Origin of the sequence: Streptomyces sp. NBC_00667, assembly GCF_036226825.1 — a bacterium.
GTDB lineage: Bacteria > Actinomycetota > Actinomycetes > Streptomycetales > Streptomycetaceae > Streptomyces.
Genome location: NZ_CP109022.1, coordinates 3,590,347 through 3,615,971, shown reverse-complemented (window position 1 = coordinate 3,615,971; position 25,625 = coordinate 3,590,347). Strand labels below are relative to the sequence as shown.

Genomic DNA, 25,625 nt, shown 5'->3' with positions numbered 1-25,625 from the left:
CGGGCCCCGGCCCCGGAACGCAAAGCGCCCCCCACGCACCCGCCAGAGCCCACTTACCCTTGCTGCCTTCCGGCCCTGGGGGAGTTGGGTGAGATAGCGCCACGTGAGGGGCTGGGCCCCACCCTAGCGGATGGAACCCCCCGGAATCGACCCGGCCCCCTCGACCGCCCCCGCCCGACGATCACGTTCGCGAGCACCCCTCAACGTCTTGTATTGTTTGCGGCGGAGGATTCGCCTAGTGGCCTAGGGCGCACGCTTGGAAAGCGTGTTGGGGGCAACCCCTCACGAGTTCGAATCTCGTATCCTCCGCCAGTGCCTCACCGGGCACTTGAAGGCCCCGACCGGGAAACCGGCCGGGGCCTTCTGCGTTGCCCGGTCGCGGCTGCGACCCGCCGGGCGTCGCTCCGGAGCCGGGCAGCGGGGGCGCGGTCTCCGGCAGGCCGGCCTTCGCTGCAGCACGCGCTGTCGCCGTAGGGCCACGGCGCGTACGACCACCCCTCACCCCGTGCGATCTACGTCGGTGCACACAGCCACCGCACAGGGGAGAGCCGTGAACCACCGCACCGCCACCGCCGTACTGACCGTCGTCATCGCCGCCGCGGGGCCCACCGCGTGCGGCAGCGCCGAGGAGGACTCCGGCGAGCCGTCGGCGAAGACACCGCCACGCCGCGCCGAGCACGCCCGCTGCCGCACCCGGGGCGACGAGCAGACCGTCGGCTTCCGCCGCGACGCCGCCCGGCAAGGGGATCCCGCCCCAGCCGGGTGCGGCGACACGGGCCGAGTGCGTCCCCACCCTGACCGCCATCGACCCGGACATCGTCAACACCAGGCCCGACCGGGCAGTCGACCGGGCCCGCACCCGACTCGCTTCCTGGTCACGCACCAGTGGGCGACGGCCGGCGGAGCCAAATCCTTTCCCCAGTACGACTGTTCCGCCCGTGTGGGTGGATCAGGGGCCGGGGTCGGCCCGGGGCGGTGGGGGCGCACCTATAAAGGGCGGCGTTCCGTTCGACCGACCTACCGATGGGCTCCCACCATGCTGCAGGCCGCTCTGCGCGTACTCGCCGCCGTATCCGTCGTCTCCGCCGTCGCCGTCTCACCCGCCGTCGCCGCGCCCGCCGCGCCCGCCGCACCGGCCGCCGACCTGACCTCCCCCTGCGGTCCCGTCACCGAGTACCGGGCCTCCGACTGGTGGCGTACGACCACCAACCCGATGATCGCCCAAGCCGTCGCCGCCACCGCCCTGGACGAGAACTGGCAGTGGCGCGACGACACCAACACCCTCTGGCGCGGGGACACCCGGGAGACCGTCGACGAGCTCTTCGAGACCGGCTTCACGCCGCGCGGGGAAGAGCTGATCCCGCTGGCCGAGTACATCGTCAAGGGCGGCGGGCAGAACAGCGCCCACCTCAGCACCAGTTGCGAGAAGTGGGTGGCCCAGAAGTTCGCCACGTACGGAGCGGCCAAGACCGGCTGGGTCTACGAGATCGAGGCCCCCGGCGGCATCGACGTGAACGCCACCGCGCACCTCAACCACTACGACTCGCCGTACCTGTGGAACAAGGAGGTCGACTTCCCCGGCGGGGTGGAAGGCCGCTACATCAAGGGCGCCTGCAAGTACCACCTCGTCTCCACCGACCCGGACACGAAGGTCAGCACCTTCGAGAACCTCGGCTGCAAGACGAACGCCGGTTTCGCGCCCCACGCCCTGGAGCGGACCGCCGCGGCCCGGTAGCGGCCGAGCGGCCGAGCGGCTCGCCCCGGCCTCGTGCGGGCCACACGCACGGGCCGGGGCGCCGGCGCGGGCCTACGGGGGAACCGCCCCCGCGGGTCCACCGGCGCCGAACGGCCGGCGCTACGCGAACTTCGGCATCTCACCGGCCCGTGTCGACATGTCGATCACCGCGAACGCCGCGCCCTGCTGGTCGGTCAGTGCCGCGAACCGGCCGAAGGGGCTGTCGACCGGACCGAAGTGGAGCCGGCCGCCCCGCGCCTGCGCCTTCTCCACCGCCTCGTCACAGTTCGCGACCCCGAAGAACACCTGGATGTACGGCGGGATCTCTTTCGGGAACTCGTCACCCATGTTCATCCGGCCCAGCACCGGGTTCTGCGCGCCGCCGAGGCTGAACACCTTGTAGTCCATCCCCGCCGCCTCGGGGTCGTCGCCCGGGTCCATCTGCAGGGCCTGGTAGGGGAACACCTTCGGCAGGAACCCGTCCACCTTCGCCGCGTCCCGCGTGAAGACCTCCGCCCAGGCGAACGAACCCGCCTCGCCGGTCTTCTCGAAGCCCTTGTGTTCTCCCGGCTGCCAGACGCCGAAGACCGCGCCGCTGGGCTCCTTGGCGATCACCATCGTGCCGAAACCGCCGACCTGCATCGGCCCCATCGCCACCTCGCCGCCCGCCGACCTGATCTTCTCCGCCGTGGCGGCCGCGTCCGGCGAGGCGAAGTACAGGCACCACTGCGACGGGGCGTCGGCGCCCGGCATCGGCGGCACGACGGCGGCGACTGCCTTGCCGTCGGAGTAGGCCTGCGTGTAGTTGCCGTACTCGCCCGCCGAGTCGCCGAACGTCCAGCCCAGCACGTCACCGTAGAAGCCCTTGGCCGCCTCCACGTCGGCGAACATCGCGTCCACCCAGCAAGGGGCGCCTTCCGGGTACCCAGTCATGATCGATCGACTCCCGTGTCGTGTACGTCGTCGTGACCCGTCTCGCTTCACACGCTAGGCGGCCGGTGCGCCGCCCGCGCGCGGAGGACAGCGGCGGGGGAGGCTGGAGCCATGGACAAGGACATCACCATCCGGCTGGCCCAGCAGCCGGAGGCCGACGCGCTGCTCGGCCGGAGCCCGCTCGCCGCGCTCGTCGGGATGCTGCTCGACCAGCAGGTACCCATGGAGTGGGCCTTCTCGGGGCCGTACACGATCGCCCGTCGGATGGACGCGGACGACCTCGACGCCCACACGATCGCCGCCTACGACCCGGAGGCCTTCGCGGCTCTGCTTTCCGAGAAGCCGGCCGTGCACCGCTACCCGGGCTCCATGGCGAAGCGGGTACAGCAGCTGTGCGCGTACCTGGTGGAGCACTACGACGGGGACGCGGAGGGGATCTGGCGGGACGCGGGATCCGGCGCCGAACTGCTGCGGCGGCTGAGGGACCTGCCCGGCTTCGGGGAACAGAAGGCTCAGATCTTCCTGGCCCTGCTGGGCAAGCGGTTCGGGGTGCGCCCGAAGGGCTGGCGGGAGGCGGCCGGCGGCTACGGCGAGGCGGGCGTCCACCGCTCGGCGGCGGACATCACCGGGCCGGAATCACTGGCCAAGGTGCGGGCGTACAAGCAGGAGCACAAGGCCGCCGCGAAGGCCGCGAAGTCGGGGGCCGGCGACGGCGGGACGAGCTGACCGCCCAGAAGCCGCCACGAAAACCGGCCGGTTGACGGCCCCGCAGCCACCTGCGTCAACAGGCGAGTTGACGGATCCGGCCACCCGGACCCGGGCGCCGTCCGCGCCCCGCTTACCCTCGCCCCATGACCTCGAACCTCACGCGCGCGGCCACCGCCGAGTCCATCTCCGACGGCCCGGGCAGCTTCATCACACTGCTCACCGACACCCCCGAACTCACCTGCAACACGGCCATCTTCGAGGTCGGCGCGGCCGGCGCCCCCGTGCACTTCCACACCAAGGCGACCGAGTTCTTCCACGTCACGGAGGGGCGGCTCGACGTCCTCGTCGGCGACGAGATCCACACCCTGGGCAAGGGCGACTTCCTCAGCGTCCCGCCCGGCGTGAAGCACGCCTTCGCCCCGGCGGCCGGCCACACGGCCGAGGTCTTCGTCGGCTTCACCCCCGGCATGGGGCGCTTCGACTACTACCGCCTGCTGGGCCGGGTGCGCGCGGGCGAGGCCACCGTGCAGGACATCATCGACAGCCAGCCCGTCTACGACAACCACTACGCGGAGAGCGAGGCCTGGGCCGGGCGCCCGCGCAGCGCCGAGGCGTAGACGACGTCGGCGTCGAGCCGGCGCAGTTCCTCCGAGATCAGCTCGGCGAGGCTGCGGATCTTGAGGGCGACCTTGCGGTCTGGCCACCCCGGAAGGGAAAGGGTGGCCAGCACCCCGTCGGGCCGGTCCACCCGGATCTCGCCCCCGGTCGTCTCCAGCCGGACCCGCGTCACCACCGGCCCCTCCGTCGCCACCCGCTCCACCGGCACCCCGAGCCGGACCTCCAGCCAGCGCGCCAGCAGCTCGGCACTCGCGTGGCCGGGCTCGCTCTCCACCGCGGCGCCGGTCACCGGCAGCGGCGCCTGCTCCAGGGAGCCGGCCAGCAGCGAACGCCACGGCGTCAGCCGGGTCCAGGCGAGGTCGGTGTCACCGGGGGCGTACGAGGCCGCCCGCTCGCGCAGGACGCCCACCGGGTCGTCGGCCGCCTGGGCATCGGTGATCCGGCGCTGCGCCAGCGCGCCCAGCGGATCGAGGGCCGGTGAGGCGGGGGCGTCGGCCGGCCACCACGCCACCACCGGCGCGTCCGGCGCCAGCAGGGGCAGTACGACCGAACTCGCGTGCTCGGTGAGTTCCCCGTACAGCCGCAGCAGCACGATCTCTCCCGATCCGGCGTCGGATCCGACGCGCAGTTCGGCGTCCAGGCGCGTCCGCTGGAGCTTGCGCGGACCGCGTGCGGTCCGTTTGATCACCGCGATGATCCGGGAGGGGTGCTCGCGCGAGGCTTCGGAGGCCGCGCGGACCGCGTCGTAGGCGTTCTCCTCGTCGGTGACCACGACGAGCGTGAGCACCAGCCCCATGGCGGGGCTGCCGACGGCTCGGCGCGCTTCGAGGAGGGCCCGGTCGATCTTGCCGGACGTGGTGTCGGTGAGGTCTGTCCGCATGGTCCGAGTCTGTCAGCGAAGGCCATGGATATGGCAACCGGTTCAGTGGATTCCGTCTGGACCGTCCGGCTGGGCCGTCCGGGTGAAGGTGGGAACGGGGCGCGGCGGTTCAGCGTCGACGGCGGGCCGTCCCGAAGAGCGAGCGCGAGATCTCCCGCCCCAGCTGGGTGCCGACGGACCGGGCCAGCGAGCGGAAGAGCCCGCTGCCCACCACCTGCTGCGCCAGGGAGGGTTCCTGCCGGGGCGCGCCGCGGCCCGCCTTCGCGGCCGGCCTGCCCTCTTTCTCCCCTTCCCCGGCCGCGGCGGCCCGCTCCGCCGCGGCCTCGGCCGCCGCCTGCTCGGCGCTGATCTTCTCGTAGGCCGACTCGCGGTCGACCGGCTGCGCGTACCGGGGGTACAGGGGCGAGGAGGTCACCGCGCGGTCGAGGGCGGCCGCGTCGAGCGGCCCCATCAGTGACTGCGGGGCGCGCAGCCGGGTCGCCGCCACGGGCGTGGGCGCGCCGTTCTCGCTCAGCACGGTGATCACCGCCTCGCCCGTCCCGAGCTGGGTGAGCAGCTCCTCCAGGTCGTAGGCCGACCGGGGGAAGGTCTTCACCGTCGCCCTGAGCGCCTTCGCGTCGTCGGGGGTGAAGGCGCGCAGCGCGTGCTGCACCCGGTTGCCGAGCTGCGCCAGTACGTCCGCCGGCACGTCCTTCGGGGTCTGCGTCACGAAGAAGACGCCGACGCCCTTGGAACGGATGAGCCGGACCGTCTGGGTGATGGATTCCAGGAACGCCTTCGAGGCGTCGTGGAACAGCAGGTGAGCCTCGTCGAAGAAGAAGACGAGTCCGGGCCGCTCCACGTCCCCCACTTCCGGCAGGTCCGCGTAGAGGTCCGCCAGTAGCCACATCAGGAAGGTGGAGAAGAGCTGCGGTTTGTCCTGGACCGCCGGGAGTTCCAGTACGGAGACCACGCCGCGCCCGTCGGGGGCCGTGCGGAGGAATGCGGAGGTGTCGAATTCCGGCTCTCCGAAGAAATCCGCGGCGCCCTGCTGCTCGAATGCGGTGAGCGATCGCAGGATCACCCCGGCGGTCACCGTGGAAAGGCCGCCGATGCCTTTGAGTTCGGCCTTCCCCTGGTCGGACACGAGGAAGGCCACGACCGCCCGGAGGTCTTTGAGGTCGATCAGCTCCAGGCCCTTGGAGTCGGCGTAATGGAAGATGAGACCGAGTGACTGCTCCTGCGTCTGGTTGAGCCCGAGCACCTTCGACAGCAGGACGGGCCCGAAAGCCGTCACCGTCGCCCGGAGCGGAATACCGGGCCCGATACCGCCCAGGGAGTAGAACTCGGCCGGATATCCGGTCGCCGACCATTCCTGGGACACTTCCCCGGCCCGTCGGCGGATGCGGTCGCTCGGAACACCGGGCGCCGAAATCCCCGAGACGTCGCCTTTGATGTCGGCGAGGAATACGGGCACGCCCGCCGCCGAGAGCTGTTCGGCGATCAGCTGGAGGGTTTTCGTCTTGCCGGTGCCGGTGGCGCCGGCGACCAGCCCGTGCCGGTTGAGCATGGCCAGCGGGATGCGGACCTGCCGGTCCGGCAGGCAGGTGCCCTCCCAGAGCAGGGCCCCCAGATCGAGCGCTGGTCCTGTGAAGGCGTACCCGGCGGCGATCTGGTCGGCCGGGGACACGGGGTCGGTGCTCTCGCTCATGAAGTCACTCCCGGATTGGCCCCGTCTGCCACTTTTGCACTGCGGCTGCGATGCTGCGCCCGCACGCACCGGCCCGGTAGGCTTTCCGTGTGATCTTCAAGCGCATCGGAAGCGGGCGGCCGTACCCCGACCACGGCAGGGAAACCACCCGGCAGTGGGCGGACGTAGCCCCGCGCCCGGTCCGGCTCGACCAGCTCGTGACGACCAAGGGACAGCTGGACCTCGAAACACTGCTCGCCGAGGACTCCACCTTCTACGGGGACCTCTTCGCGCACGTCGTGAAGTGGCAGGGCGACCTGTACCTGGAGGACGGGCTGCACCGCGCCGTGCGCGCGGCCCTCCAGCAGCGCCAGGTGCTGCACGCCCGCGTCCTCGAAATGGACTGACCGGGGCTCCGCACCAGAGCCCGCGCTCGTGAACGTGAGCCGTCCTGACCGGCCGATTGCGCCTTTCGGGTCGGCCTTTGCCGATCAAACGATCATTTAGTAGGCATCGTTCCGGTACGGCACTACGCTGCGCCCATGAGCATGCTCACTCCCCCCGGCATGGGCGGAAAGTACCGCGTCACCGGAGCTGCCTTCCCCCGCATGAGCCGTCCGCGGCGACGCCGCCGGATCATCCTCGCCCTGTTCGGCTCCGCCCTCGTGCTGGCCCTGCTCGGCTACGGGGCACTGCAGCTCATCGACGTCTTCCGCGGCGACACCCGGCACAAGACGGCCGCTGCCAAGGACTGCCCGACCGGCGCCCCCAAGGCCGGCCCGGCGGCGGCCCCCTCCAAACCCGCGGTGGTGCTGCCCCAGCCCGGCCAGATCACGGTCAACGTCTACAACGCGACCCCGCGCGCCGGCCTCGCCAAGGCCGTCGGGGACGAGCTGAAGAAACGCGGCTTCGTGATCGGGCAGGTCGGCAACGCCCCGGCCGACTTCGACAAGAAGGTCCCGGGCACCGGGATAATGCTGGGCTCGCCGAAGACCGACAAGGCGGCCTACTCCGTACTCGGCACCCAGCTGGCCGGCATGACGCAGCACACCGACACCCGCGAGGGCCCGGACATCGACCTGATCCTCGGCGACGGGTTCAAGGAGCTCAGCACGAAGGCGGACGCCGACAAGGCGCTGGCCCTCCTGGCCAACCCCGAGCCCGCGCCCGCCGCGAAGAAGTGCTGACCGGCGCCGGAGCACTCACCGACGCCTGACCACCGGTCCGCGCCCGGGGCGTTACTCGGCCGAGCCGTACATGCGGTCGCCCGCGTCGCCCAGGCCCGGCACGATGTAGCCGTGCTCGTTGAGCCGCTCGTCCACGGCTGCCGTCACCACCGTCACCGGCGTGCCCGCCAGCTCGCGCTCCATGACCTCGACGCCCTCCGGCGCGGCCAGCAGCACCACGGCGGTGACGTCGTCGGCGCCGCGCTTGATGAGCTCCTGGATCGCGGCGACCAGCGTGCCGCCGGTGGCCAGCATCGGGTCGACGACGTAGACCTGCCGGCCGGAGAGGTCCTCGGGCATGCGCGTCGCGTACGTGGAGGCCTCCAGGGTCTCCTCGTTGCGGACCATGCCCAGGAAGCCGACCTCGGCGGTCGGCAGCAGCCGCACCATGCCGTCCAGCATGCCGAGACCGGCGCGCAGGATCGGGACGACCAGCGGGCGCGGGTGGGAGAGCTTCACGCCGGTCGTCGCGGCGACCGGGGTCTCGATGTCGGCCTGCTCGGTGCGCACGTCGCGGGTGGCCTCGTACGCCAGCAGGGTCACCAGTTCGTCGGCGAGGCGACGGAAGGTGGGGGAGTCGGTGCGCTTGTCGCGCAGGGTGGTGAGTTTGTGCGCCACCAAGGGGTGATCGACGACCTGCAAACGCACAACTTCCTCCAAGACCTCAACTGCCGCCAGCTGCCGGGTTTCGACCTGCGACCTGCGAAAACGGCCGCGATGTGCGACCTCCACCCAAAAGGCTACGCGCTGAGCGGCCCCTCCCGTGTCCGAAGGGGCACCCCGGGGGCCCCGGCCCCGGTATTGCGGGCCGCACAGGGGGCCAGCACCCTGGATTGATGAGCAACGGACTGGTGATCGCGGCGGTCGACGGATCCGAGCACAGCCTGGAGGCGCTGGAGTGGGCGAGGCTCGCGGCGCTGCGGCACGGCGCCGGGCTGCTCGTCGCCCATGTGCTCTCCGACAGCGCCCAGTTGTACGCGGGGCGGCGCTCGTCCCTGCACGACGCCTCCGAGCCCGAGGAGTACGCCGATCCGGTGGGGGACCGGGTGCGGGAGGTCCTGGCGGCGGCGCCGGAGCAGCCGGCGCAGGTGCGGTACGAGGCCCTGGAGGGGTCCGTTCCGGAGGCGCTGCGGGTGATCGGGGCCGAGACGCGGCCGCTCGCGCTGGTCATGGGGTCCCGGGGCCGCGGGGGGTTCGCCGCGCTGCTGCTCGGGTCGAACAGCCGGGCCGTGGCCACCACCGCGCCGTGCCCGGTGGTGGTGGTGCCGCGGGCGGGGCGGTCCGGGGCCGGCGGCGCGGTCGTCCTGGGGCTGCACACCGCCGAGACGCATGACGACGTACTGGCCTTCGCGTTCGCGGAGGCCTCCGCGCGGGGGACGGCCGTCCAGGTGGTCTCGGCCTACCCGGTACCGCCGTCCCCGGCGGTCATGCCGCTGGACACGCCGTTCGCGGTGATCACCCCCGAGGAGCTGGCGGGGGGCGACGACCTCGGCCCGGCCGAGCGGGAGGCCCTGCGGGCCCAGCAGGAACGCCTCGCCCCGTTCCGCGAGCGGCACCCCGGGGTGCGGGTGGAGCAGGCCGCGGTGCCGGGTGAGGCGGCGGGGCGGCTGGTGGAGGCGTCGCGCTCGGCGGGGCTGGTGGTGGTCGGGCGCCACCACCCGAAGCGGAGCCTGGGGGCGCTGATGATGGGGTCCGTCGCGCACGCGGTGCTCCAGCACGCGCAGGGCCCGGTGGCGGTCGTCCCGGCGACCCACGACGAACCCGCCTGAGCTGGGACGACCTGGGTGGCATCAATGCGGGGGTCCCGGGGAAGGTGGGTAGCACAACCGCAGAAGAGCAGCCGGGGCGGTGGGCGATGGTGCCAGAGAAAGAGCCGGGGGATCCGGGGGAGCCGGAGAGTACGGCGCAGCGCCGGGCGCGGCGTGCGCAGTTCCTCCGCGACTTGAACGAGGCGCGCGAACTGCGCGACCGCGTCCAGCCCCGCCGCGCCCGCGCGGCCCGTATGCGCCAACAAATGCGCATGCGCACGTTCCGCTGGTAACCGGGTGGTCCACCGGTGACCGGGCGGTCCGCTGGTCATCCGGCGTTCCGGCGGTTCGCTGGTCACCCGGTGATCCGCCGGTCACCCGGCCCGGACCCGGCGCCGCCGGGTTCCACGCGCCGCGGAACCCGGGACAGCCGCCCCGGCCGAAGCCGGCCCCGCCGGCATGCGGGGCGCGGCCCGGGGCGGAGCCCGGGCGCGCGCCGCCGCCGCCTCCCGCGCCCCGGCGCCCCCTCCGGCGGGCCGGGTCCCGGGAGTGACACGCCCACCCCCGGGACCGGGTCCCGCCCGCCCAACGCGGCCCCCGCACAACCCGCGGAGCCCACGGCACGGGACGACGCAAGCGCGGAAGACCTCTCGCAAAGCCGCCGTTTCTGCCACGATGCCGATGGGGCGGGGTACGAACGGCTCGCACACGGCTGTTCAGGCCCCAACCTCAGGCCGGGGGGACCTCCAACCGGCACGCCTACGACCAGTGGGAGAGTCACGGTGTACTTCGCCGCACTGCTCGCGCGCACCGAAGACGGGTGGGAAGCGAGCGACATGGAACTCGACGATGTCGAGTCCTTGAGTGATCTGATCGATCTCGCCCGGTCCGCCGCTGTCGACGACGACACGGTGGTCGCCCTCATCGAGCAGGAGGACGCCTGGTTCGGCGTCGTCCGCGTGGACGGCGAGGAGGACCCTCGGTACTTCGTATCGAACGCCTCCGCGGCCGACCGCAGCTCCTACGGCTCGATGCTGACCAAAGAGCTGCTGGGCAGCGAGGAGGAGGACGACGAACTCGACGAACTCGACCTGGACGGCACCGAGGACGGCGAGGAGGACGCCATCGCCGCCTTCACCACCGAGGACGACGACGCGGACGAAGGGGTCCGCGGCGGCACCGAGCCGGTACCGGCCGGTCCGCTCGGCGACCCCCGGCTGCTCGACGACCTCGGCGTGAGCCACAAGCAACTGATGACCCTCGACGGGGACGCCCTCTCGGAGATCGCCGAGTCGCTCGGTGCGACCGAGGTCCTGGAGGCCGTCCGCTAGTGATCACCGAGCACCACACGCACCACCCCGGTCCCGACCCCGTTCGGGACCCCTGGCGGGACTCCATGCGCCTGGCGCTCCAGGAGGCCGCCCTGGCGGTGCCGGCCGGCGACGTGCCGGTCGGCGCCGTCCTGCTCGGCCCGGACCGGGAGCTCCTCGCCACCGGGCACAACGAGCGCGAGGCGACCGGCGATCCCACGGCCCACGCCGAGGTGCTCGCGCTGCGCCGGGCGGCCGCCGCGCTCGGGGAGTGGCGGCTGACCGGGTGCACCCTGGTGGTGACCTTGGAGCCGTGCGTGATGTGCGCGGGCGCACTGGTGCAGTCCCGGGTGGCCCGGGTCGTCTACGGCGCGGATGACGAGAAGGCGGGCGCGGCGGGGTCGCTCTGGGACCTCGTACGGGACCGCAGGCTCAACCACCGGCCGGAGGTGGTCCGCGGCGTGCTGGCGGACGAGTGCGCCCGGCAGCTGACGGACTTCTTCCGCGACCTCTGACCGACCGTTCCAGGGCGGCTCGTGGCACGGCACCGGATACGGATTTCAGAGCACGGCTCTCTTTGGGCTAAGCTCTCTCTCGGTAGCGTGTCCGAGCGGCCGAAGGAGCACGCCTCGAAAGCGTGTGATGGTGCAAGCTATCCGTGGGTTCAAATCCCACCGCTACCGCTCTGATCGAGAGCCCCGCCCCGCAAGGGTCGGGGCTCTCGTCGTTCCCGCCCGCAACTCGGCCCGCGCGCACCCGTCCACGACTCCGGCCCGCGCGCCCGCACCTCCACTCGGCCCGGCGCCCGGCCCGCGACGCTCCGGATGCCCACCCCGCCCCGCCCCGGCCGCCGCCGCCCCGCGCCCGTAGCGCCCGTACGGCCGCCCTCCGAGGGACCCCCGCGTGACCGGCTGCCCCCTCGGCCGTTGTCACGGCATGACCAAGACCCAGCGCATGCTCGCCGCCTTCGCCCTCGCGGGGGCCGCCGCGGGCCTCGCCGCACCCGCCGCCTCCGCCGCACCGATCGCCCCGCTCACCCTGCCGGACCTGCCGCAGGCCGCCCCGGGCATGCCGAAGGGTGTCGTGCCCGGCTCCGTCCAGGACATCGGCGCCAAGCTGAACGCCCTCAACCAGCTCAACCGGCTGATGGACCTCCCGAACGACCTCGCGCCGGTGATCGCGCCCGTCCAGCCCATCACGGACCTGGCCGGCGCCATCGGCTGACGGGCCCCGCAACGCGGCCGGTACCCGCGGCCCGCCGGCCACCGCGGCCCGCCGGCCACCGCAACGCGGCCGGTAACCCGCAGCTCGTCCGCTCCCGCAACTCACCGGCCCCCGACGCACGGAAGGCCCCGGCCGTGGCCGGGACCTTCACGCGTGGACGGGGGAAGCGGCATCGGGGGGGGGAGAAGCCGCTCCCCCCGAGGAGACCGAACCTGCCGGTCCGAGCCGCGATCGGGGGGAAGCCGCGGCCGGACCCCGCAGCGAGGCCCTTTCCCTCACCCCCCGGCTTCCTGCCAGAACCGGTGGGCTCGTGTCCCATCCTGCGTCTTCCCCTCCCACCCGGGGAGCGACAAAAGGCCCTTACCGACAGGCCATTGGTCCTTAAAGGTCAGGTGAGTGCCCAAACTTGACCGGTTAGACTCACCCGACTCAGCAGGACCGGTTGGGGAGGCCGACACCGCTCGTGGACACCAAGAAGCTCGTCATGGGCGCGCTCGTCGTCTTCGTACTCTTCGTGATCATCACTCAACCCGTCAAAGCCGCCGATATGGTCCAAATAGGCTTCCAGGGGATCTCGGATGCCGCCCATGGGATCGGCGAGTTCATGACCGAACTGGTGCGCTGAACCCGTACGCTGAAGCGGATTCCGGACTTCCCGGCCCCCCACTCCGACGGGTGGGGGGCTTTTTGTGTTATCCGTGTTCAGGGTGAATATCCCGATATGCCCAATCTGGCAAATCTATCCTCAACACGACGTTATCGGGTGCTTGCACACAGTGCGCATCTCTTGTGATGCTATGACCGCTTTTGACGGATAGTTGACTGAAGGGGTGGCGTGACCGTGCCGGCCAGTACTGCGCCTCAGGTGCCACCCCAGCAGGACCCCCAGAGCCCCCAGAGCGCGCAGGAACCCCCGGAACACACCGAGCCGGCCGAGCCGCCCCACGACCCCCAGGTCCCCCTCCAGCAGGAGTCCACGCCGGACCCCCTGCCGGAGTCACCACCGGAGTCCACGCCCGAGCCCCCGCCCGCCCCCAGGCCGCAGAGCCGCGGCGCCGACACCCGCGCGCTGACCCAGGTGCTGTTCGGACAGCTCAAGAACCTCCAGCCCGGCAGCCGCGACCACACCAGGGTCCGCGGGGCCCTCATCGAGGCCAACCTGCCCCTCGTCCGGTACGCGGCGGCCCGCTTCCGCAGCCGCAACGAGCCGATGGAGGATGTCATCCAGGTCGGAACGATCGGACTCATCAACGCGATCGACCGCTTCGACCCCGACCGCGGGGTGCAGTTCCCGACCTTCGCGATGCCGACCGTGGTCGGGGAGATCAAACGGTACTTCCGCGACAACGTGCGAACCGTCCACGTCCCGCGCCGCCTCCACGAGCTGTGGGTGCAGGTCAACGCCGCCACCGAGGACCTCACCACGCTGCACGGCCGCACTCCCACCACCCCCGAGATCGCCGAGCGGCTGCGCATCACCGAGGACGAGGTGCTCTCCTGCATCGAGGCCGGCCGGAGCTACCACGCAACCTCGCTCGAAGCCGCCCAGGAGGGCGACGGAATGCCCGGCCTGCTGGACCGCCTCGGCTACGAGGACCCGGAACTGGCCGGCGTCGAGCACCGGGACCTCGTCAGGCACCTCCTCGTACAGTTGCCCGAGCGCGAACAGCGGATCCTCCTGCTCCGGTACTACAACAACCTGACGCAGTCGCAGATCAGCGCTGAGCTGGGGGTTTCCCAGATGCACGTGTCCCGGCTGCTCGCCCGGAGCTTCGCGCGGCTGCGATCCGCAAACAGGATCGAGGCGTAACCGGAACGGGTGGAGATCACCTGGCGCGTTTCCCGACAGACCGGGCTCATTCCGTTCTGTCGCTGGAGATACATGTCGACATGGCGCTACAGCGTGTTGCCGACATGTGACATTCTGCTGGAACCGCGTTTGCCGCAGCCCCGCCTCCGGTATTCAGGTGGAGGCTGCGTTCCTCCGACGGGCGCGCAGAGAAGCGCGACCGTCCGCGACCTCAAGGGGGTGGCATGTCCGTAGACCAGGGCAGCTCCAAGGTGCTCACGCTCGTCAAGCGTGAGCTGCCGGCAGTGTCCAACCGCTCGGAAGCCATCGACACCCGCACGCTCTCCCGCTCCCTCTTCCAGCGACTTGCCGCCCTGGACGTGGACAGCCCCGACCGCGCGTACGTACGCGACACCCTGATCGAGCTGAACCTCCCCCTCGTGCGCTACGCGGCGGCCCGCTTCCGCAGCCGCAACGAGCCGATGGAAGACATCGTCCAGGTGGGCACCATCGGGCTCATCAAGGCGATCGACCGCTTCGACTGCGAACGCGGTGTCGAGTTCCCGACCTTCGCCATGCCGACGGTCGTGGGCGAGATCAAACGATTCTTTAGGGACACTTCCTGGTCCGTGCGCGTCCCGCGCCGGCTCCAGGAGCTGCGCCTGGCCCTCACCAAGGCCAGTGACGAGCTCGCCCAGAAGCTGGACCGGTCCCCGACCGTTCCCGAACTGGCCGCCGTGCTCGGCGTCTCCGAGGAGGACGTGGTCGACGGCCTGGCCGTCGGCAACGCGTACACCGCTTCCTCGCTCGATTCGCCCTCGCCCGAGGACGAGGGCGGCGAGGGCTCCCTCGCCGATCGCCTCGGGTACGAGGACAGCGCGCTCGAAGGGGTCGAGTACCGGGAGTCGCTCAAGCCGCTGCTGGCCAAACTGCCGCCCCGCGAACGGCAGATCATCATGCTGCGGTTCTTCGCCAACATGACGCAGTCGCAGATCGGAGAGGAGGTCGGCATCTCCCAGATGCACGTCTCCCGGCTGCTCACGCGTACGCTCGCGCAGCTGCGCGTCGGCCTGATCGGCGAGTAGGCCGGCAGGCAGCCCTCCGGGCCGCTGCCGCCCGCTTCCCAACTGACGGATCGTCAGTGACACTGGCGCGATGCGAACGGGAACCCGCCGGGCGGCAGCACTCACCCTCTGCGGCGCCGTCGCCGCCCTGGCCCTCGGCGGCTGCGGCGGTCCGGCCCGCGAGGGCTACGCCGCCGTGGGAGCAGCGCCCTCCGGCACGGGCGGGAACGTACCGCCGCGCGGGGACGTGGAGTTCCAGCAGCTCGGAGCCCCGCCGCCGGGCGGCGCCGCGCCTTCGGCCACCAGTGGTACGTCGACCGGTGCGAGGGACGCGAGGACCCCGGCCGCCTCCGCCCGGGGCGGAGCCCCATCCACCGCCCCCGGCGGCTCCGCGGCCCCGGGCACCTCACCGGACCCCGGCCCCGCCGCCATCCCCGGCACCCCCCACCGCACCGAGCCCCCGGGGCCACCGGGATCCACACCCCCGCCCACGCCGGGCGGGCCGGGCACCCCGGCCCCAGCGCCGGCGACCCCGGCGCGGCTGACGCTCGGCGCCCCGCTCCGCTCGGCGGCCGCCGACCGCTGGTGCGAGCGGGTCACGGTCGCCTTCACCAACACCGGCACCACCGCGGCCCGTTCGGGCACGGTGAACTTCGCGACGCACATCATCGGCGCCCTCGGCATCGACTGGGCCACGATCGCCACGACCCAGCCGCTGCCCGCCCCGATCGCGGGCGGCACGTCGAAGACGCAGACCTACACGGTCTGCGTCGAGGCGTGGCGGGTGCCCCTGGGCATGCACGTCGAGACCCGGAACGTCACCGCCACCTGGAGCTGACGCCCCGGGGCCCCCGAGGGGGCACGGGACCAGCCCGGGGGCACGGACACTAGCGCGGGGGCACGGACACTAGCGCGGGGGCACGGGGACCAGCGCGGGGGCACGGGGACTAGCCCAGCGCCAGCCAGGCCACCGCCACGATCACGACGAGCGCGGCCAGCCCCAGACCCACCCACAGGCCGGTCCTGGGGGCAGCCTTCGCCGACTGGCGCCGACGGGCTCCCGGCACGGTGGCACGCACCGGCTCGGCCTCCTCGACGAACGCGCGGAACATCTGGGTGCTGCCCGCCGGGTCGTAGTTGCCCTCGGGGCCGGGTGAGTTGTGGTTCGCAGCCATGGCTCCGCACCCTAGCGGCTTTTCCGATTCCTTTACCGCTCCACCCCCCCATCCATTTGCCTGTAGCAACCAACCTCTTCTATGGTTGCCCTAAGCAACGAGATTGGGGGCGTCGGATGGCCTCGCACACGGCCCGCAGCGCCGGCACCACGCCGGCCACCCGCTACGAGGAGCTGGCCCGCCAGCTCACCGGCATCGGCGCGGTCAAGCGCGACCTCGCACGGATCCTGCCCGCGGACTGCCCGACCGGCTCCGCCGCCGTCCTCACCGTGCTCGACCGGCACGGCGAGATGCGGCTCAGCCGGCTCGCCGAGTTCATGGCCATCGACATCTCGGTGAGCAGCCGGCACGTCGCCCACGCGGCCGACCGCGGCTGGATCGAACGCGTCCTCGACCCCGGCGACGGCCGCTGCCGGATCCTGCGCCTCACCCCGGCCGGACGCGCCGTCCTCGCCGAGCTCGGCGCCCGGTACACCAACGCCCTGGAAAGGGCGCTGTCCGACTGGTCGGCCGAGGACATCGACGTGCTCAACGCCCTGCTGGCACGGCTCCGATCGAGCTTCTAGTACTGAAGGAACCACATGGCTACGACCACACCCACCGGTGTGCGGGGAGGCGGCCAGTCGGGGACCACGTCCGACGGCGCGCCCATGACGCACCCGCAGATCATGAAAGCGCTGTCCGGGCTGATGCTCGGCATGTTCGTGGCGATCCTGTCCTCCACGATCGTCTCCAACGCACTGCCCCAGATCATCAGCGACCTCGGCGGTACGCAGTCCTCCTACACCTGGGTCGTCACCGCCGCCCTCCTCTCGATGACGGCCGCGACCCCCCTGTGGGGGAAGCTGTCCGACCTGTTAAGCAAGAAGCTGCTGGTCCAGATATCGCTGGTCGTCTACGTCCTCGGCTCCGTCGTCGCCGGCATGTCGCAGAACACCGGCATGCTGATCGCCTGCCGCGTGGTCCAGGGCATCGGCGTCGGCGGCCTGTCCGCCCTCGCCCAGATCGTGATGGCCGCGATGATCTCCCCGCGCGAGCGGGGCCGCTACAGCGGCTACCTCGGCGCGGTGTTCGCCGTCGCCACCGTCGGCGGCCCGCTGCTCGGCGGTGTCATCACCGACACCGACTGGCTCGGCTGGCGCTGGTGCTTCTACGTCGGCGTCCCGTTCGCCGTCATCGCGCTGATCGTGCTCCAGAAGACCCTGCGGCTCCCGGTGGTCCGGCGTGACGTCAAGGTGGACTGGCTGGGCGCGTTCCTGATCAGCGGCGCGGTGTCCCTGCTGCTGATCTGGGTCACCCAGGCGGGGGACTCGTACGACTGGATCTCCTGGACGACGCTGGCGATGACCGGCGGCGCCGTGGCGCTCGGCCTGCTCTTCCTCCTGGTCGAATCCCGGGCGAGCGACCCGATCATCCCGCTGCGCCTGTTCCGCAACAAGACCATCTCCCTCGCCTCGGCGGCCTCGCTGTTCGTCGGCATCGCGATGTTCTCCGGCACGGTCTTTTTCAGCCAGTACTTCCAGCTCGCCCGCGGCGAGTCCCCCACGATGTCCGGAATCCTGACGATTCCGATGATCGGCGGCCTCTTCGTCTCCTCCACCGTTTCCGGTCAGGTGATCACCAAGACCGGTCGTTGGAAGGCCTGGCTGGTGGCCGGCGGGGTGCTGCTGACGGCCGGCCTCGGCCTGCTGGGATCGCTGCGCTACGACACCCCGTACTGGCACATCGCGATCTACATGGCGCTGACCGGTCTCGGCCTCGGCATGATGATGCAGAACCTGGTCCTCGCCACGCAGAACCAGGTGGCCCCGCAGGACCTCGGCGCGGCCAGCTCCGTCGTCACCTTCTTCCGCTCGCTCGGCGGCGCCATGGGCGTCTCGGCGCTCGGCGCGGTGATGGCGAACCGGGTCACCCACTACGTCACGGACGGTCTGACCGCGCTCGGCCCGAAGGCGGCGGCCATGGCGCACGGCGGCTCCGGCGGGGGCGGGATCCCCAACCTCGACAAGCTGCCCGCGCCGCTGCGGACCGTCATCGAGTCCGCGTACGGGCACGGAGTCGGCGACGTCTTCCTCTACGCCGCTCCGTGCGCGCTGCTCGCCCTGTTGTTGGTGCTGTTCATCAAGGAGGTCGCGTTGAAGTCGAAGCCGGCCTCGCACGCCCCGGCCGCGGCGAGCGCCGTCCAGGAGGCGCCGGTGGTCGCCCGGGTCGAGTAGCCGGACGCCCGGTACGACGGTGAAACGGCAGGGTGCCGCAGGCGAGTTCCTCGTCTGCGGCGCCCTGCCGTTTCGTTTCCGCGGGGCCCACCCCCGGTCCGGGCCGGATCAGGGCGTCGTGGTGGCGGGCGCGGTGAGGTCGTAGAAGACGGCCCCGCCGACCGTGGTGGCCTTGAACGTGGCCCTCACCCAGGTCTCGATGGCGCTGCTGGTGCCACCGCCCGGGCCTGCGCCCGCGCGTCGCAGGCCGGTGACCTCACCGCCGGCTCCGCCCTGCGGCTGGGGTCGGCCTTGCGCCTGGCCTTGGGCCTGACCTTGGGCCTGCGGCAGCCCCTGGCCCGGGGGCCGGCCCTGCGCCTGGTTTTCGCTCTGGCCGATGAACCAGTGGATGCGGCCGGCCTTCACATACGCCTTGAACTGCTCCAGGGTCGGCGAGGGATCGCTGCCGTTGAAACCGCCGATCGGCATCACCGGCACGCCGGAGGCCAGCTGGTAGCTCGCCGCGTTCTGCGCACCGATGGCCGCCGCCGCCCACGTGTAGCGGTCGGCGCCGGCCCGCAGTGCCGCCGTGGCCTGCGCGCTCGCCTTCGCGCCGTTCAGCAGCCCGCCGACGCCGCCGGGAGCGTTGCCGCGCGCGTTGCCTCCCGCGTTGCCCCGCGGACCGGTTCCGCCGGGTCGCGCGATGCCGGGGACCCCGGCAGGTCGTCCGCCGGGCTGCATCCCGGGCCCGCCGCCCGGGGGCATGCCACCACCGGGCAGGTAAAACGCGTGCGTGCCGCGGCCGCCCGGGCCGCCACCACCCGCCACCGCCGGGCCGGCCGTCACGATGGAGCCCGTGTGCGGGGTGCTCACCGTGGTCAGGCAGTACGCGAAGGGGCCCGCCAGCGCTGCGCCCAGAGCGACGCCCGCCACTGCCGGCAGCGCCCTGCGACCCAGCCGCGCGGCGAACGGCAGCGCGACGGCCGCGCCGATGCCCGCCGCCAGCACCGTCCACCGCAGCCACGGCAGGTATCCCGGGGCGCGACCGAGCAGCACGAAGGCCCAGTAGGCGGTGAGCGCGAGGGATCCGGCGAGGGTGAGGGACGCCGCCCGGCTTCCCCGCTCCTCCCACAGCACGACGACGCCCATGCCGACGAGTGCGGCCAGGAACGGCGCGAGGGCCACGGTGTAGTACTCGTGGAAGATCCCCTGCATGTAGCTGAAGACCAGCCCGGTGATCAGCAGCGAACCGCCCCAGGCCAGGAAGGAGGCGCGGGCCATGCTCTCCAGCGAATCGGTGGCCCGGCGGGCCTTCCAGGTGATCACCAGTCCGGCGACCAGCATGATCAGGGCCGCCGGGAGCAGCCAGGAGATCTGACCGCCGATGGTGCCCGTGAACAGCCGGTCGATGCCGGTCTCTCCCCAGCCTCCGCCCCCGCCCCCGCCGGGGCGCCCGCCGCCTCCGACGCTGCCGGTCTCGTTCCCGTTGATCCGGCCCAGCCCGTTGTAGCCGAGGGTCAGTTCCAGGAAGGAGTTGTTCTGCGAGCCGCCGATGTAGGGCCGGGACCCGGCGGGCCACAGCTCCACCACGGCCACCCACCAGCCCCCGGCCACCACCATCGCGACTCCGGCGAGCAGCAACTGCCCCAGCCGCCTGCGCAACCGCGTCGGAGCGCAGACCGCGTACAGCACTGCCAGCGGAGGCAGGATGACGAAGGCCTGGAGGGTCTTGGTCAGGAAGGCGAGTCCGACCGCGGCTCCGGCCCCGACGAGCCAGCCGGTGCGGGCTCCGTCCAGTGCCCGCAGGACGCAGGAGACGGTCACGGTCATCAGCAGGGCGAGCAGTGCGTCCGGGTTGTTGAAGCGGAACATCAGGGCCGCGACGGGCGTCAGGGCGAAGGCCACCCCGCTCAGCAGCGCCGCCACGGGGCCGAACTGGCGCCGTACGGCCCCGTAGAGCACCGCGGTGGTACCGACGCCCATCAGGGCCTGGGGTACCAGGATCTGCCAGCCGCCCAGCCCGAAGAGCCGCACCGACAGGGCCATCGGCCACAGGGCGGCCGGGGGCTTGTCGACGGTGATCGAGTTCCCGGCGTCGGAGGACCCGAAGAAGAAGGCCTTCCAGCTCTCGGAACCCGCCTGGACGGCAGCCGAGTAGAAGGAGTTCGCGTAACCCGAGGCACCCAGGTTCCACAACAGCAGAACGGCGGTGAGGAGCAGGAGCGCGGTGTACGAGGGACGTTCCCAACGGGGCCGGCCGGTCACCGCCGTAGTGGTGGCGGTCGGCGGGGCGGGCGGGAACAGGGGTACTGCTGCCGTCGTCATCGGATGTCGTCCTTCGTGGGATTGCCGCGCGGCTCGGGAAAGACCCAGGCGCGGAACAGGAGGAAGCGCAGCACGGTGGCGGCGAGGTTGGCGGTGATCAGTACGGCGAGTTCGGTGCTGTGGGCGGGTTCGGCGGCCGCCGCCCCCAGCGCGGCGAGTGAGCCGCTGGTCAGGGCGAGGCCGATGGCGAAGACCACCAGCCCCTGTGCCTGGTGGCGCACGGCTCGGGTGCGGCCGCGCACCCCGAAGGTGAGCCGGCGGTTGGCGGCGGTGTTGGCGACGGCCGAGAGCAGCAGGGCGGCCGCGTTGGCGATCTGGGGCCCGGCCGCGGTGCGGAACGCCGCGTACAGAGCCAGGTAGAGCAGGGTGCTGAACAGCCCCACCGCGCAGAAGCCGAGGAGTTGGCGGGTCAGCCCGCACGGGACACCGGGCAGTGCGGTCCGGTCCCGTGGGTCGTCGCCGAAGGGGCGGGCGAGCCGGTCGAGCGGGAGTGCGCCGACGGCCAGTGCCCGGCCGACCCGCCAGACGCCCTTGAGGTCCTCGGCTGCGGTACGGACGATGTGGACGGTGGAGTCGGGGTCGTCCACCCAGTCCACCGGTACCTCGTGGATCCGCAGCCCGGCCCGCTCGGCCAGCACCAGCAGTTCGGTGTCGAAGAACCAGCCGGAGTCCTCCACCAACGGCAGCAGCCGCTGGGCGACGTCCCGCCGGATGGCCTTGAACCCGCATTGGGCGTCGGTGAAGCGGGCGGCGAGGGAGGAGCGCAAGAGCAGGTTGTAGGCCCGCGAGACGAACTCCCGCTTGGCTCCCCGCACCACGCGGGAGGAGCGCGCGAGCCGGGTGCCTATGGCGAGGTCCGAGTGACCGGAGATCAGCGGGGCGACCAGGGGCAGCAGGGCGTTGAGGTCGGTGGAGAGGTCCACGTCCATGTAGGCGAGGACGGGTGCCTGTGAACGGGACCAGACGGTGCGCAGGGCGCGGCCCCGCCCCTTCTCCTCCAGCCGGGTGCTGTGGACGTCCTCGACGGCGGCGGCGAGGGCCGCCGCGACGTCGGGGGTCCCGTCGGTGCTGGCGTTGTCGGCGATGGTGATGCGGAAGGGGTACGGGAACGTCTTGGTGAGGTGATCGTGCAGCCGGTGCACGCAGGGGCCGAGGTCCTTCTCCTCGTTGAAGACTGGGATCACCACGTCGAGTACGGGCTCACCGGGCACGGGTGCCAAGTGCACGCGGGCCGGGAGGGCTCCGGAGCCGGGAGAGGTGTCGGTTGGCATGCTCCGACCCTCGCCGGGCGGCCTGTCACCGCTGTGTGCTGAGCCTGTGCTCCGTCTGTGAGTCCGTCCGCTCCTTGGTGTCCGCGAGGGGGAGGAGGACCTCGAAGCAGGTTCGGCCCGGCCGGCTGCGGACCTCGACCCGGCCACCGTGGGCGGTGACGACCGCCTGGACGATGGCGAGCCCGAGGCCGGTGGAGCCGGCGGCCCGGGACCGGGAGGCATCGCCCCGGGCGAAGCGCTCGAAGACATGCGGGACCAACTCGGGCGGTATTCCGGGGCCGTTGTCCTCGACTCGGAGCCGGACGTGTGGTGTTTCACGTGAAACGTCTTGCGCTTCGACGTCTCGTGCTTCGACGTCGGCTGGTTCGACGTCGCATGCTTCGCCGGCTGTTTCACGTGAAACATGCGCGGTGACGGTGGTACCGGGAGGGGTGTGGGTGCGTGCGTTGGCGAGGAGGTTCACCAGGACTTGCTGGATCCGGGCGGCGTCGGCCCGGATGGGCGCCGGTTCGTCCGGGAGTTCCAGCCGCCAGTGGTGCTCCGGCCCGGCGGCCCGCGCATCGCTGACGGCGTCGACGACGAGCGGAGCGAGGTCGGTGGCACAGTCGCCGGTGGCAAGTGGCCGGCCCGCGTCCAGCCGGGCCAGCAACAGCAGGTCTTCGACCAGACCGGTCATCCGGGTGGCTTCGGATTCGATGCGGCTCAGGGCATGGCGGGTGTCGGGGCCGGGTTCCTCGTGGCCGCGGCGGGTCAGCTCGGCATAGCCCCGGATCGAGGCCAGCGGGGTACGCAGCTCGTGGCTGGCGTCGGCCACGAACTGGCGTACCCGCATCTCGCTCTGCTGCCGGGCGGTCAGGGCGGAGGAGACGTGGCCCAGCATTCGGTTGAGGGCTGCGCCGACCTGGCCGATCTCGGTCCGGGGGTCGGCCTCTGCGTCGGGCACCCGCTCGTGCAGAGCGGGTTCACCGCTGTGCAGGGGGAGTTCTGAGACCCGGGTGGCGGTCACGGCCACTCGTCGCAACGGGCGCAGCGCCACACCGACCAGGGCCTGCCCGGCGAGGGAGGCGGCGATCAGGCCGGCCAGGGTCGCGAAGACCTCCACCGCGATCAGCGTCCGGACGGTGGAGTCGACTTCGCCGAGCCGGAAGCCCAGAACGAGGCTCCCGTCGGGAGCGGTGAGCACCCGGTAGCTGCCGAGATCCGGCAGGTCCACGTCCAGCGGTCCGAGCCGGCCCTGGCCTGCCTTGCGGGCGGCCTTCGCCAGAGCCGCGCTCTGGGCTTCGGTGAGGGGCTGACGGTGGTCGAGCTCGGGGCCGCCGACCGCGGCGTTGCGGGCGGTGCCGATGACCTTGCCGTTCTCGTCCAGCCGTATCCCGGCGGCGCCCGGTGGGGTTCCGGCCAGGACGAACCCGAGGCTGCCCTCCCGGGCGGCCTTCCCGGCGCCGGGGCCCCGGGTGGCCATCGTGAGGGAGGCGCGCAGTTGGTCGTCCAGTTGCTCGACCAGGTACTGGCGCAGCGCGAAGGTGGTGACGGCGCCGATGGCCGCGCCGACGACGGCGATCAGCACCACCGCCGCCAGCACGAGCCGGGACCTCAGCGACCAGGGCCGCCGGACCCGAGGCTCCCGAGGCACCCGCTCGGAGCCGGCCCGCGTCGCGCGCCCGGGAGGACGTACGGCCACTACTCGGCCGGCTTGATCAGGTATCCGGCGCCCCGCCGGGTGTGGATCATCGGCGGCCATCCGGGGCCGCTCTCCAGCTTCCGTCGCAGGTAGGAGATGTACAGCTCGACCACATTGGCCTGGCCGCCGAAGTCGTAGGACCACACCCGGTCCAGGATCTGTGCCTTGCTCAGCACCCGGCGCGGGTTGCGCATCAGGTAGCGCAGCAGCTCGAACTCCGTGGCGGTCAGGTGGACCTCCTGGCCGCCTCGGGTCACCTCATGGCTGTCCTCGTCGAGCCGCAGGTCGCCGACCGCCAGTACGGAGCCACCGCGGGCCGCCTGCGCCGCGCCCGAGCGGCGGACCAGGCCGCGCAGCCTGGCCACGACCTCTTCGAGGCTGAACGGCTTGGTGACGTAGTCGTCGCCACCCGCCGTCAGCCCGGCGATGCGGTCCTCGACGGAGTCCTTGGCGGTCAGGAACAGCACGGGCACGTGCGGCAGCTCCCGGCGCAGCCGGCCGAGCACGGTGAGGCCGTCCATGTCCGGGAGCATGATGTCGAGGAGCACCACGTCCGGGCGGAACTCCCGCGCCGCCCGCAGCGCGGTCGCCCCGTCGCCGGCGCTGCGGACCTCGCATCCCTCGTAGCGCAGGGCCATGGACAGGAGTTCGGAGAGCGCGGCCTCGTCGTCGACGACGAGCACCCGGCACGGGCCGCCGTCGGGGCGGATGAGGGCCGTGTGCTTGCCGGTGGACGTGGACGCGTGGGAGGTGGTCGTCGCAGTCATGCGTACACGCTGGACGGCACCTCTGAGAGCGTTCTTGCGCCTACCTGTGAATTTCCTGAGAACCGGTGGTCGGGTCGGCCCGGCCCTCTGGCGCTCAGGTCAGCCGGAAGAGCCGGGCGCCGTTGTCGTGGCAGACCGCCCGCAGCCAGTCGTCCCCGAGGCCGAGCCGTTCGAGGGCTACCAGCTGGTGCTCGTAGGGATAGGGGATGTTCGGGAAGTCGGTGCCGAGCAGGATGCGGTCGCCGAGGTCCGTGAGCCGCCCGAGGTCCTGCGCCGGGAAGCCGCTGAACTGCTCGGAGAAGTCGGTGAAGGCCATGGTGGTGTCGAGGCGGACTTCCGGGTACCGGTCGGCCAGGTCGAGGAAGTCGGCGTACTCGGGCATGCCCATGTGGGCGATGACCAGGGGCAGCCCGGGGTGCCGGGCCAGCAGGCGGGCGATCGGCTCGGGCCCGGTGTACTTGCCCGGCACCGGCCCCGAGCCGCAGTGGATCACGATCGGGACGGCGGCTTCGTCGAGGAGTCCCCAGACCGGTTCGAGCCGCTCGTCGTTCGGGTCGTAGGCGCCGACCTGGAGGTGCGCCTTGAAGATCCGGGCTCCGGCCTCCACGGCCCGGCCGACGTACTCCGACACGCCGTCTTCCGGGAAGAAGGTCGCGGTGTGCAGGCAGTCGGGGGTCCGCGCGGCGAAGTCCGCGGACCACGCGTTGAGCCAGGCGGCCATCGCCGGCTTGTGCGGGTAGAGCATGGCGGTGAAGGCCCGTACCCCGAACTCCCGCAGCAGCGCGACCCGCTGCTCCTCCTCGTGCCGGTAGGTGATGGGCCACTCGACGCCGGTCAACGGACCGACGGCGTCGAAGTAGTCCCACACCTTGTCCAGGACCCGCTCGGGCATGAAGTGCGTGTGCACGTCGACCAGCCCGGGAAGTCCGAGCCGGTCGCGGAAGGCGCGGACCGCCTCAGCCGTTGTCGCGGACAAAACCGTGGCTCCGTTCGACTGTGGCGACGTGCAGCGAGTAGCTCTCGTACCAGTGGGTGCGGCCCTGCTTCATCGCCGCCTGGTGCTCCAGGTCGTCCCGCCACGCGGTGAGGGAGTCGTGGTCGCGGAAGTAGGCGACGGTGATGCCGAGGCCGCCCGGGGTGGCTGCGCAGTCGTAGCCGAGGAAGCCGGGGTTCGCCCGGACGATCTCGTTCAACCGGGTGTCCGTCTCCGCGTAGCCGGTGTCGTCAGAGGTGCGGACGCCGGTGAAAACGGCCATGACGTAAGGCGGTTCGAAGGGGGGTACGGGCTGGATGGTCATGACGACCAC

The 25,625-nt window shown here is 72.0% G+C and carries 26 protein-coding genes, 2 tRNA genes and 1 other RNA gene; 17 read left to right on the top strand and 12 right to left on the bottom strand.

The features are described 5' to 3' along the window. Positions 1-17: 17 nt before the first annotated feature. Positions 18-116, bottom strand: an RNA gene (ffs, locus tag OHA81_RS16845) — signal recognition particle sRNA small type. 108 nt (positions 117-224) lie between these two features. Between ffs and OHA81_RS16840 the strand changes: the two genes are divergently transcribed. Both OHA81_RS16840 and OHA81_RS16835 read left to right on the top strand, forming a co-directional pair. After that, positions 225-312, top strand: a tRNA-Ser gene (locus OHA81_RS16840). A gap of 724 nt (positions 313-1,036) precedes the next feature. Further along, entirely contained in the window at positions 1,037-1,735 is a 699-nt protein-coding gene (locus OHA81_RS16835; protein ID WP_329196874.1) for a scabin-related ADP-ribosyltransferase, read from the top strand. Positions 1,736-1,855: 120 nt separating this feature from the next. Here OHA81_RS16835 and OHA81_RS16830 read toward each other — a convergent pair whose 3' ends face one another. Further along, complete coding sequence (locus tag OHA81_RS16830) at positions 1,856-2,668, bottom strand: VOC family protein (protein ID WP_329196872.1); 813 nt, start codon at positions 2,666-2,668, stop codon at positions 1,856-1,858. Between the two features lie 111 nt (positions 2,669-2,779). Here OHA81_RS16830 and OHA81_RS16825 point away from each other — a divergent pair, with 111 nt between their 5' ends. Then, positions 2,780-3,394: an HhH-GPD-type base excision DNA repair protein gene (locus OHA81_RS16825; protein ID WP_329196870.1), complete on the top strand. Its 615-nt coding sequence runs from the start codon at positions 2,780-2,782 to the stop codon at positions 3,392-3,394. 125 nt (positions 3,395-3,519) lie between these two features. Next, a complete protein-coding gene (locus tag OHA81_RS16820) occupies positions 3,520-3,993 on the top strand; it encodes a cupin domain-containing protein (RefSeq protein WP_329196868.1) in 474 nt (157 codons plus the stop codon). Here OHA81_RS16820 and opcA read toward each other — a convergent pair. Both opcA and OHA81_RS16810 read right to left on the bottom strand, forming a co-directional pair. Then, complete coding sequence (gene opcA / locus OHA81_RS16815) at positions 3,942-4,874, bottom strand: glucose-6-phosphate dehydrogenase assembly protein OpcA (RefSeq protein WP_329196867.1); 933 nt, start codon at positions 4,872-4,874, stop codon at positions 3,942-3,944. The two genes, OHA81_RS16820 and opcA, sit on opposite strands and share 52 nt — an antisense overlap. 109 nt (positions 4,875-4,983) lie before the next feature. Continuing rightward, positions 4,984-6,564, bottom strand: a complete 1,581-nt coding sequence (locus OHA81_RS16810; RefSeq protein ID WP_329196866.1) for a helicase HerA-like domain-containing protein — start codon at positions 6,562-6,564, stop codon at positions 4,984-4,986. 89 nt (positions 6,565-6,653) lie between these two features. Here OHA81_RS16810 and OHA81_RS16805 point away from each other — a divergent pair, with 89 nt between their 5' ends. After that, positions 6,654-6,950, top strand: a complete 297-nt coding sequence (locus OHA81_RS16805) for a type II toxin-antitoxin system VapB family antitoxin (protein WP_008740979.1) — start codon at positions 6,654-6,656, stop codon at positions 6,948-6,950. A 135-nt stretch (positions 6,951-7,085) separates the two neighbouring features. Continuing rightward, entirely contained in the window at positions 7,086-7,730 is a 645-nt protein-coding gene (locus OHA81_RS16800) for a LytR C-terminal domain-containing protein (RefSeq protein WP_329196865.1), read from the top strand. A gap of 51 nt (positions 7,731-7,781) precedes the next feature. Here OHA81_RS16800 and upp read toward each other — a convergent pair whose 3' ends face one another. Then, entirely contained in the window at positions 7,782-8,417 is a 636-nt protein-coding gene (upp, locus tag OHA81_RS16795; protein ID WP_190185477.1) for a uracil phosphoribosyltransferase, read from the bottom strand. A gap of 188 nt (positions 8,418-8,605) precedes the next feature. Here upp and OHA81_RS16790 point away from each other — a divergent pair, with 188 nt between their 5' ends. The 9 genes from OHA81_RS16790 to OHA81_RS16745 all read left to right on the top strand — a co-directional run bounded on the left by OHA81_RS16790 (position 8,606) and on the right by OHA81_RS16745 (position 15,742). Then, the gene (locus tag OHA81_RS16790; RefSeq protein WP_329196862.1) at positions 8,606-9,538 is read left to right on the top strand and encodes a universal stress protein; all 933 of its coding nucleotides are present in this window, start codon (positions 8,606-8,608) and stop codon (positions 9,536-9,538) included. 761 nt (positions 9,539-10,299) lie between these two features. Then, positions 10,300-10,848, top strand: a complete 549-nt coding sequence (locus OHA81_RS16780; RefSeq protein ID WP_329196858.1) for a tRNA adenosine deaminase-associated protein — start codon at positions 10,300-10,302, stop codon at positions 10,846-10,848. A 65-nt stretch (positions 10,849-10,913) separates the two neighbouring features. Continuing rightward, positions 10,914-11,342, top strand: coding sequence for a tRNA adenosine(34) deaminase TadA (tadA, locus tag OHA81_RS16775; protein ID WP_329202327.1), 429 nt, complete (start codon positions 10,914-10,916; stop codon positions 11,340-11,342). A gap of 81 nt (positions 11,343-11,423) precedes the next feature. Then, positions 11,424-11,510 (top strand) — tRNA-Ser (locus OHA81_RS16770). Positions 11,511-11,763: 253 nt separating this feature from the next. Then, the gene (locus tag OHA81_RS16765; RefSeq protein ID WP_329196856.1) at positions 11,764-12,051 is read left to right on the top strand and encodes a hypothetical protein; all 288 of its coding nucleotides are present in this window, start codon (positions 11,764-11,766) and stop codon (positions 12,049-12,051) included. A gap of 463 nt (positions 12,052-12,514) precedes the next feature. Next, complete coding sequence (locus OHA81_RS16760; RefSeq protein ID WP_329202660.1) at positions 12,515-12,676, top strand: hypothetical protein; 162 nt, start codon at positions 12,515-12,517, stop codon at positions 12,674-12,676. 240 nt (positions 12,677-12,916) lie between these two features. Next, positions 12,917-13,861: an RNA polymerase sigma factor SigF gene (locus tag OHA81_RS16755; protein ID WP_443056561.1), complete on the top strand. Its 945-nt coding sequence runs from the start codon at positions 12,917-12,919 to the stop codon at positions 13,859-13,861. Positions 13,862-14,085: 224 nt separating this feature from the next. After that, complete coding sequence (locus OHA81_RS16750; protein ID WP_329196854.1) at positions 14,086-14,925, top strand: RNA polymerase sigma factor SigF; 840 nt, start codon at positions 14,086-14,088, stop codon at positions 14,923-14,925. A gap of 70 nt (positions 14,926-14,995) precedes the next feature. Beyond that, positions 14,996-15,742 (top strand): hypothetical protein, encoded by a 747-nt coding sequence (locus OHA81_RS16745; RefSeq protein ID WP_329196852.1) that lies wholly within the window; start codon positions 14,996-14,998, stop codon positions 15,740-15,742. A 109-nt stretch (positions 15,743-15,851) separates the two neighbouring features. Here OHA81_RS16745 and OHA81_RS16740 read toward each other — a convergent pair whose 3' ends face one another. Then, positions 15,852-16,079 (bottom strand): hypothetical protein, encoded by a 228-nt coding sequence (locus OHA81_RS16740; RefSeq protein ID WP_329196851.1) that lies wholly within the window; start codon positions 16,077-16,079, stop codon positions 15,852-15,854. 116 nt (positions 16,080-16,195) lie between these two features. Between OHA81_RS16740 and OHA81_RS16735 the strand changes: the two genes are divergently transcribed. Both OHA81_RS16735 and OHA81_RS16730 read left to right on the top strand, forming a co-directional pair. Further along, entirely contained in the window at positions 16,196-16,645 is a 450-nt protein-coding gene (locus tag OHA81_RS16735) for a MarR family winged helix-turn-helix transcriptional regulator (protein WP_329196850.1), read from the top strand. Between the two features lie 15 nt (positions 16,646-16,660). Further along, on the top strand, positions 16,661-18,295 hold the full coding sequence (locus tag OHA81_RS16730; RefSeq protein WP_329196848.1) for an MDR family MFS transporter: 1,635 nt from the start codon (positions 16,661-16,663) through the stop codon (positions 18,293-18,295). A 108-nt stretch (positions 18,296-18,403) separates the two neighbouring features. Here the strand turns inward: OHA81_RS16730 and OHA81_RS16725 are convergent, their stop codons facing one another. From OHA81_RS16725 to OHA81_RS16700, 6 genes are all read right to left on the bottom strand, one after another. Then, on the bottom strand, positions 18,404-20,599 hold the full coding sequence (locus OHA81_RS16725; RefSeq protein WP_329196846.1) for a glycosyltransferase family 39 protein: 2,196 nt from the start codon (positions 20,597-20,599) through the stop codon (positions 18,404-18,406). After that, entirely contained in the window at positions 20,596-21,870 is a 1,275-nt protein-coding gene (locus OHA81_RS16720) for a glycosyltransferase (protein ID WP_329196844.1), read from the bottom strand. The genes OHA81_RS16725 and OHA81_RS16720 overlap by 4 nt, the downstream gene beginning before the upstream one ends. A gap of 25 nt (positions 21,871-21,895) precedes the next feature. Continuing rightward, positions 21,896-23,452 (bottom strand): sensor histidine kinase, encoded by a 1,557-nt coding sequence (locus OHA81_RS16715; protein WP_329196842.1) that lies wholly within the window; start codon positions 23,450-23,452, stop codon positions 21,896-21,898. Between the two features lie 98 nt (positions 23,453-23,550). Next, positions 23,551-24,318, bottom strand: a complete 768-nt coding sequence (locus tag OHA81_RS16710) for a response regulator transcription factor (RefSeq protein ID WP_329196840.1) — start codon at positions 24,316-24,318, stop codon at positions 23,551-23,553. 94 nt (positions 24,319-24,412) lie between these two features. Next, a complete protein-coding gene (locus OHA81_RS16705) occupies positions 24,413-25,294 on the bottom strand; it encodes an amidohydrolase family protein (RefSeq protein WP_329196838.1) in 882 nt (293 codons plus the stop codon). Continuing rightward, entirely contained in the window at positions 25,275-25,616 is a 342-nt protein-coding gene (locus OHA81_RS16700; RefSeq protein WP_329196836.1) for an antibiotic biosynthesis monooxygenase family protein, read from the bottom strand. Before OHA81_RS16700 ends, OHA81_RS16705 begins: the two co-directional genes overlap by 20 nt. Between the last annotated feature and the right edge of the window lie 9 nt (positions 25,617-25,625).

Coding starts and splice junctions, on each gene's coding strand:
- OHA81_RS16790 (WP_329196862.1), top strand. CDS start 8,606: ATGAGCAACGGACTGGTGATCGCGGCGGTCGACGGATCCGAGCACAGC.
- OHA81_RS16710 (WP_329196840.1), bottom strand. CDS start 24,318: ATGACTGCGACGACCACCTCCCACGCGTCCACGTCCACCGGCAAGCAC.
- OHA81_RS16835 (WP_329196874.1), top strand. CDS start 1,037: ATGCTGCAGGCCGCTCTGCGCGTACTCGCCGCCGTATCCGTCGTCTCC.
- OHA81_RS16725 (WP_329196846.1), bottom strand. CDS start 20,599: ATGACGACGGCAGCAGTACCCCTGTTCCCGCCCGCCCCGCCGACCGCC.
- OHA81_RS16730 (WP_329196848.1), top strand. CDS start 16,661: ATGGCTACGACCACACCCACCGGTGTGCGGGGAGGCGGCCAGTCGGGG.
- opcA (WP_329196867.1), bottom strand. CDS start 4,874: ATGCGGACAGACCTCACCGACACCACGTCCGGCAAGATCGACCGGGCC.
- OHA81_RS16830 (WP_329196872.1), bottom strand. CDS start 2,668: ATGACTGGGTACCCGGAAGGCGCCCCTTGCTGGGTGGACGCGATGTTC.
- OHA81_RS16800 (WP_329196865.1), top strand. CDS start 7,086: ATGAGCATGCTCACTCCCCCCGGCATGGGCGGAAAGTACCGCGTCACC.
- OHA81_RS16740 (WP_329196851.1), bottom strand. CDS start 16,079: ATGGCTGCGAACCACAACTCACCCGGCCCCGAGGGCAACTACGACCCG.
- OHA81_RS16745 (WP_329196852.1), top strand. CDS start 14,996: ATGCGAACGGGAACCCGCCGGGCGGCAGCACTCACCCTCTGCGGCGCC.
- tadA (WP_329202327.1), top strand. CDS start 10,914: ATGCGCCTGGCGCTCCAGGAGGCCGCCCTGGCGGTGCCGGCCGGCGAC.
- OHA81_RS16825 (WP_329196870.1), top strand. CDS start 2,780: ATGGACAAGGACATCACCATCCGGCTGGCCCAGCAGCCGGAGGCCGAC.
- OHA81_RS16700 (WP_329196836.1), bottom strand. CDS start 25,616: ATGACCATCCAGCCCGTACCCCCCTTCGAACCGCCTTACGTCATGGCC.
- OHA81_RS16820 (WP_329196868.1), top strand. CDS start 3,520: ATGACCTCGAACCTCACGCGCGCGGCCACCGCCGAGTCCATCTCCGAC.
- OHA81_RS16720 (WP_329196844.1), bottom strand. CDS start 21,870: ATGCCAACCGACACCTCTCCCGGCTCCGGAGCCCTCCCGGCCCGCGTG.
- OHA81_RS16810 (WP_329196866.1), bottom strand. CDS start 6,564: ATGAGCGAGAGCACCGACCCCGTGTCCCCGGCCGACCAGATCGCCGCC.
- OHA81_RS16750 (WP_329196854.1), top strand. CDS start 14,086: ATGTCCGTAGACCAGGGCAGCTCCAAGGTGCTCACGCTCGTCAAGCGT.
- OHA81_RS16735 (WP_329196850.1), top strand. CDS start 16,196: ATGGCCTCGCACACGGCCCGCAGCGCCGGCACCACGCCGGCCACCCGC.
- OHA81_RS16765 (WP_329196856.1), top strand. CDS start 11,764: ATGACCAAGACCCAGCGCATGCTCGCCGCCTTCGCCCTCGCGGGGGCC.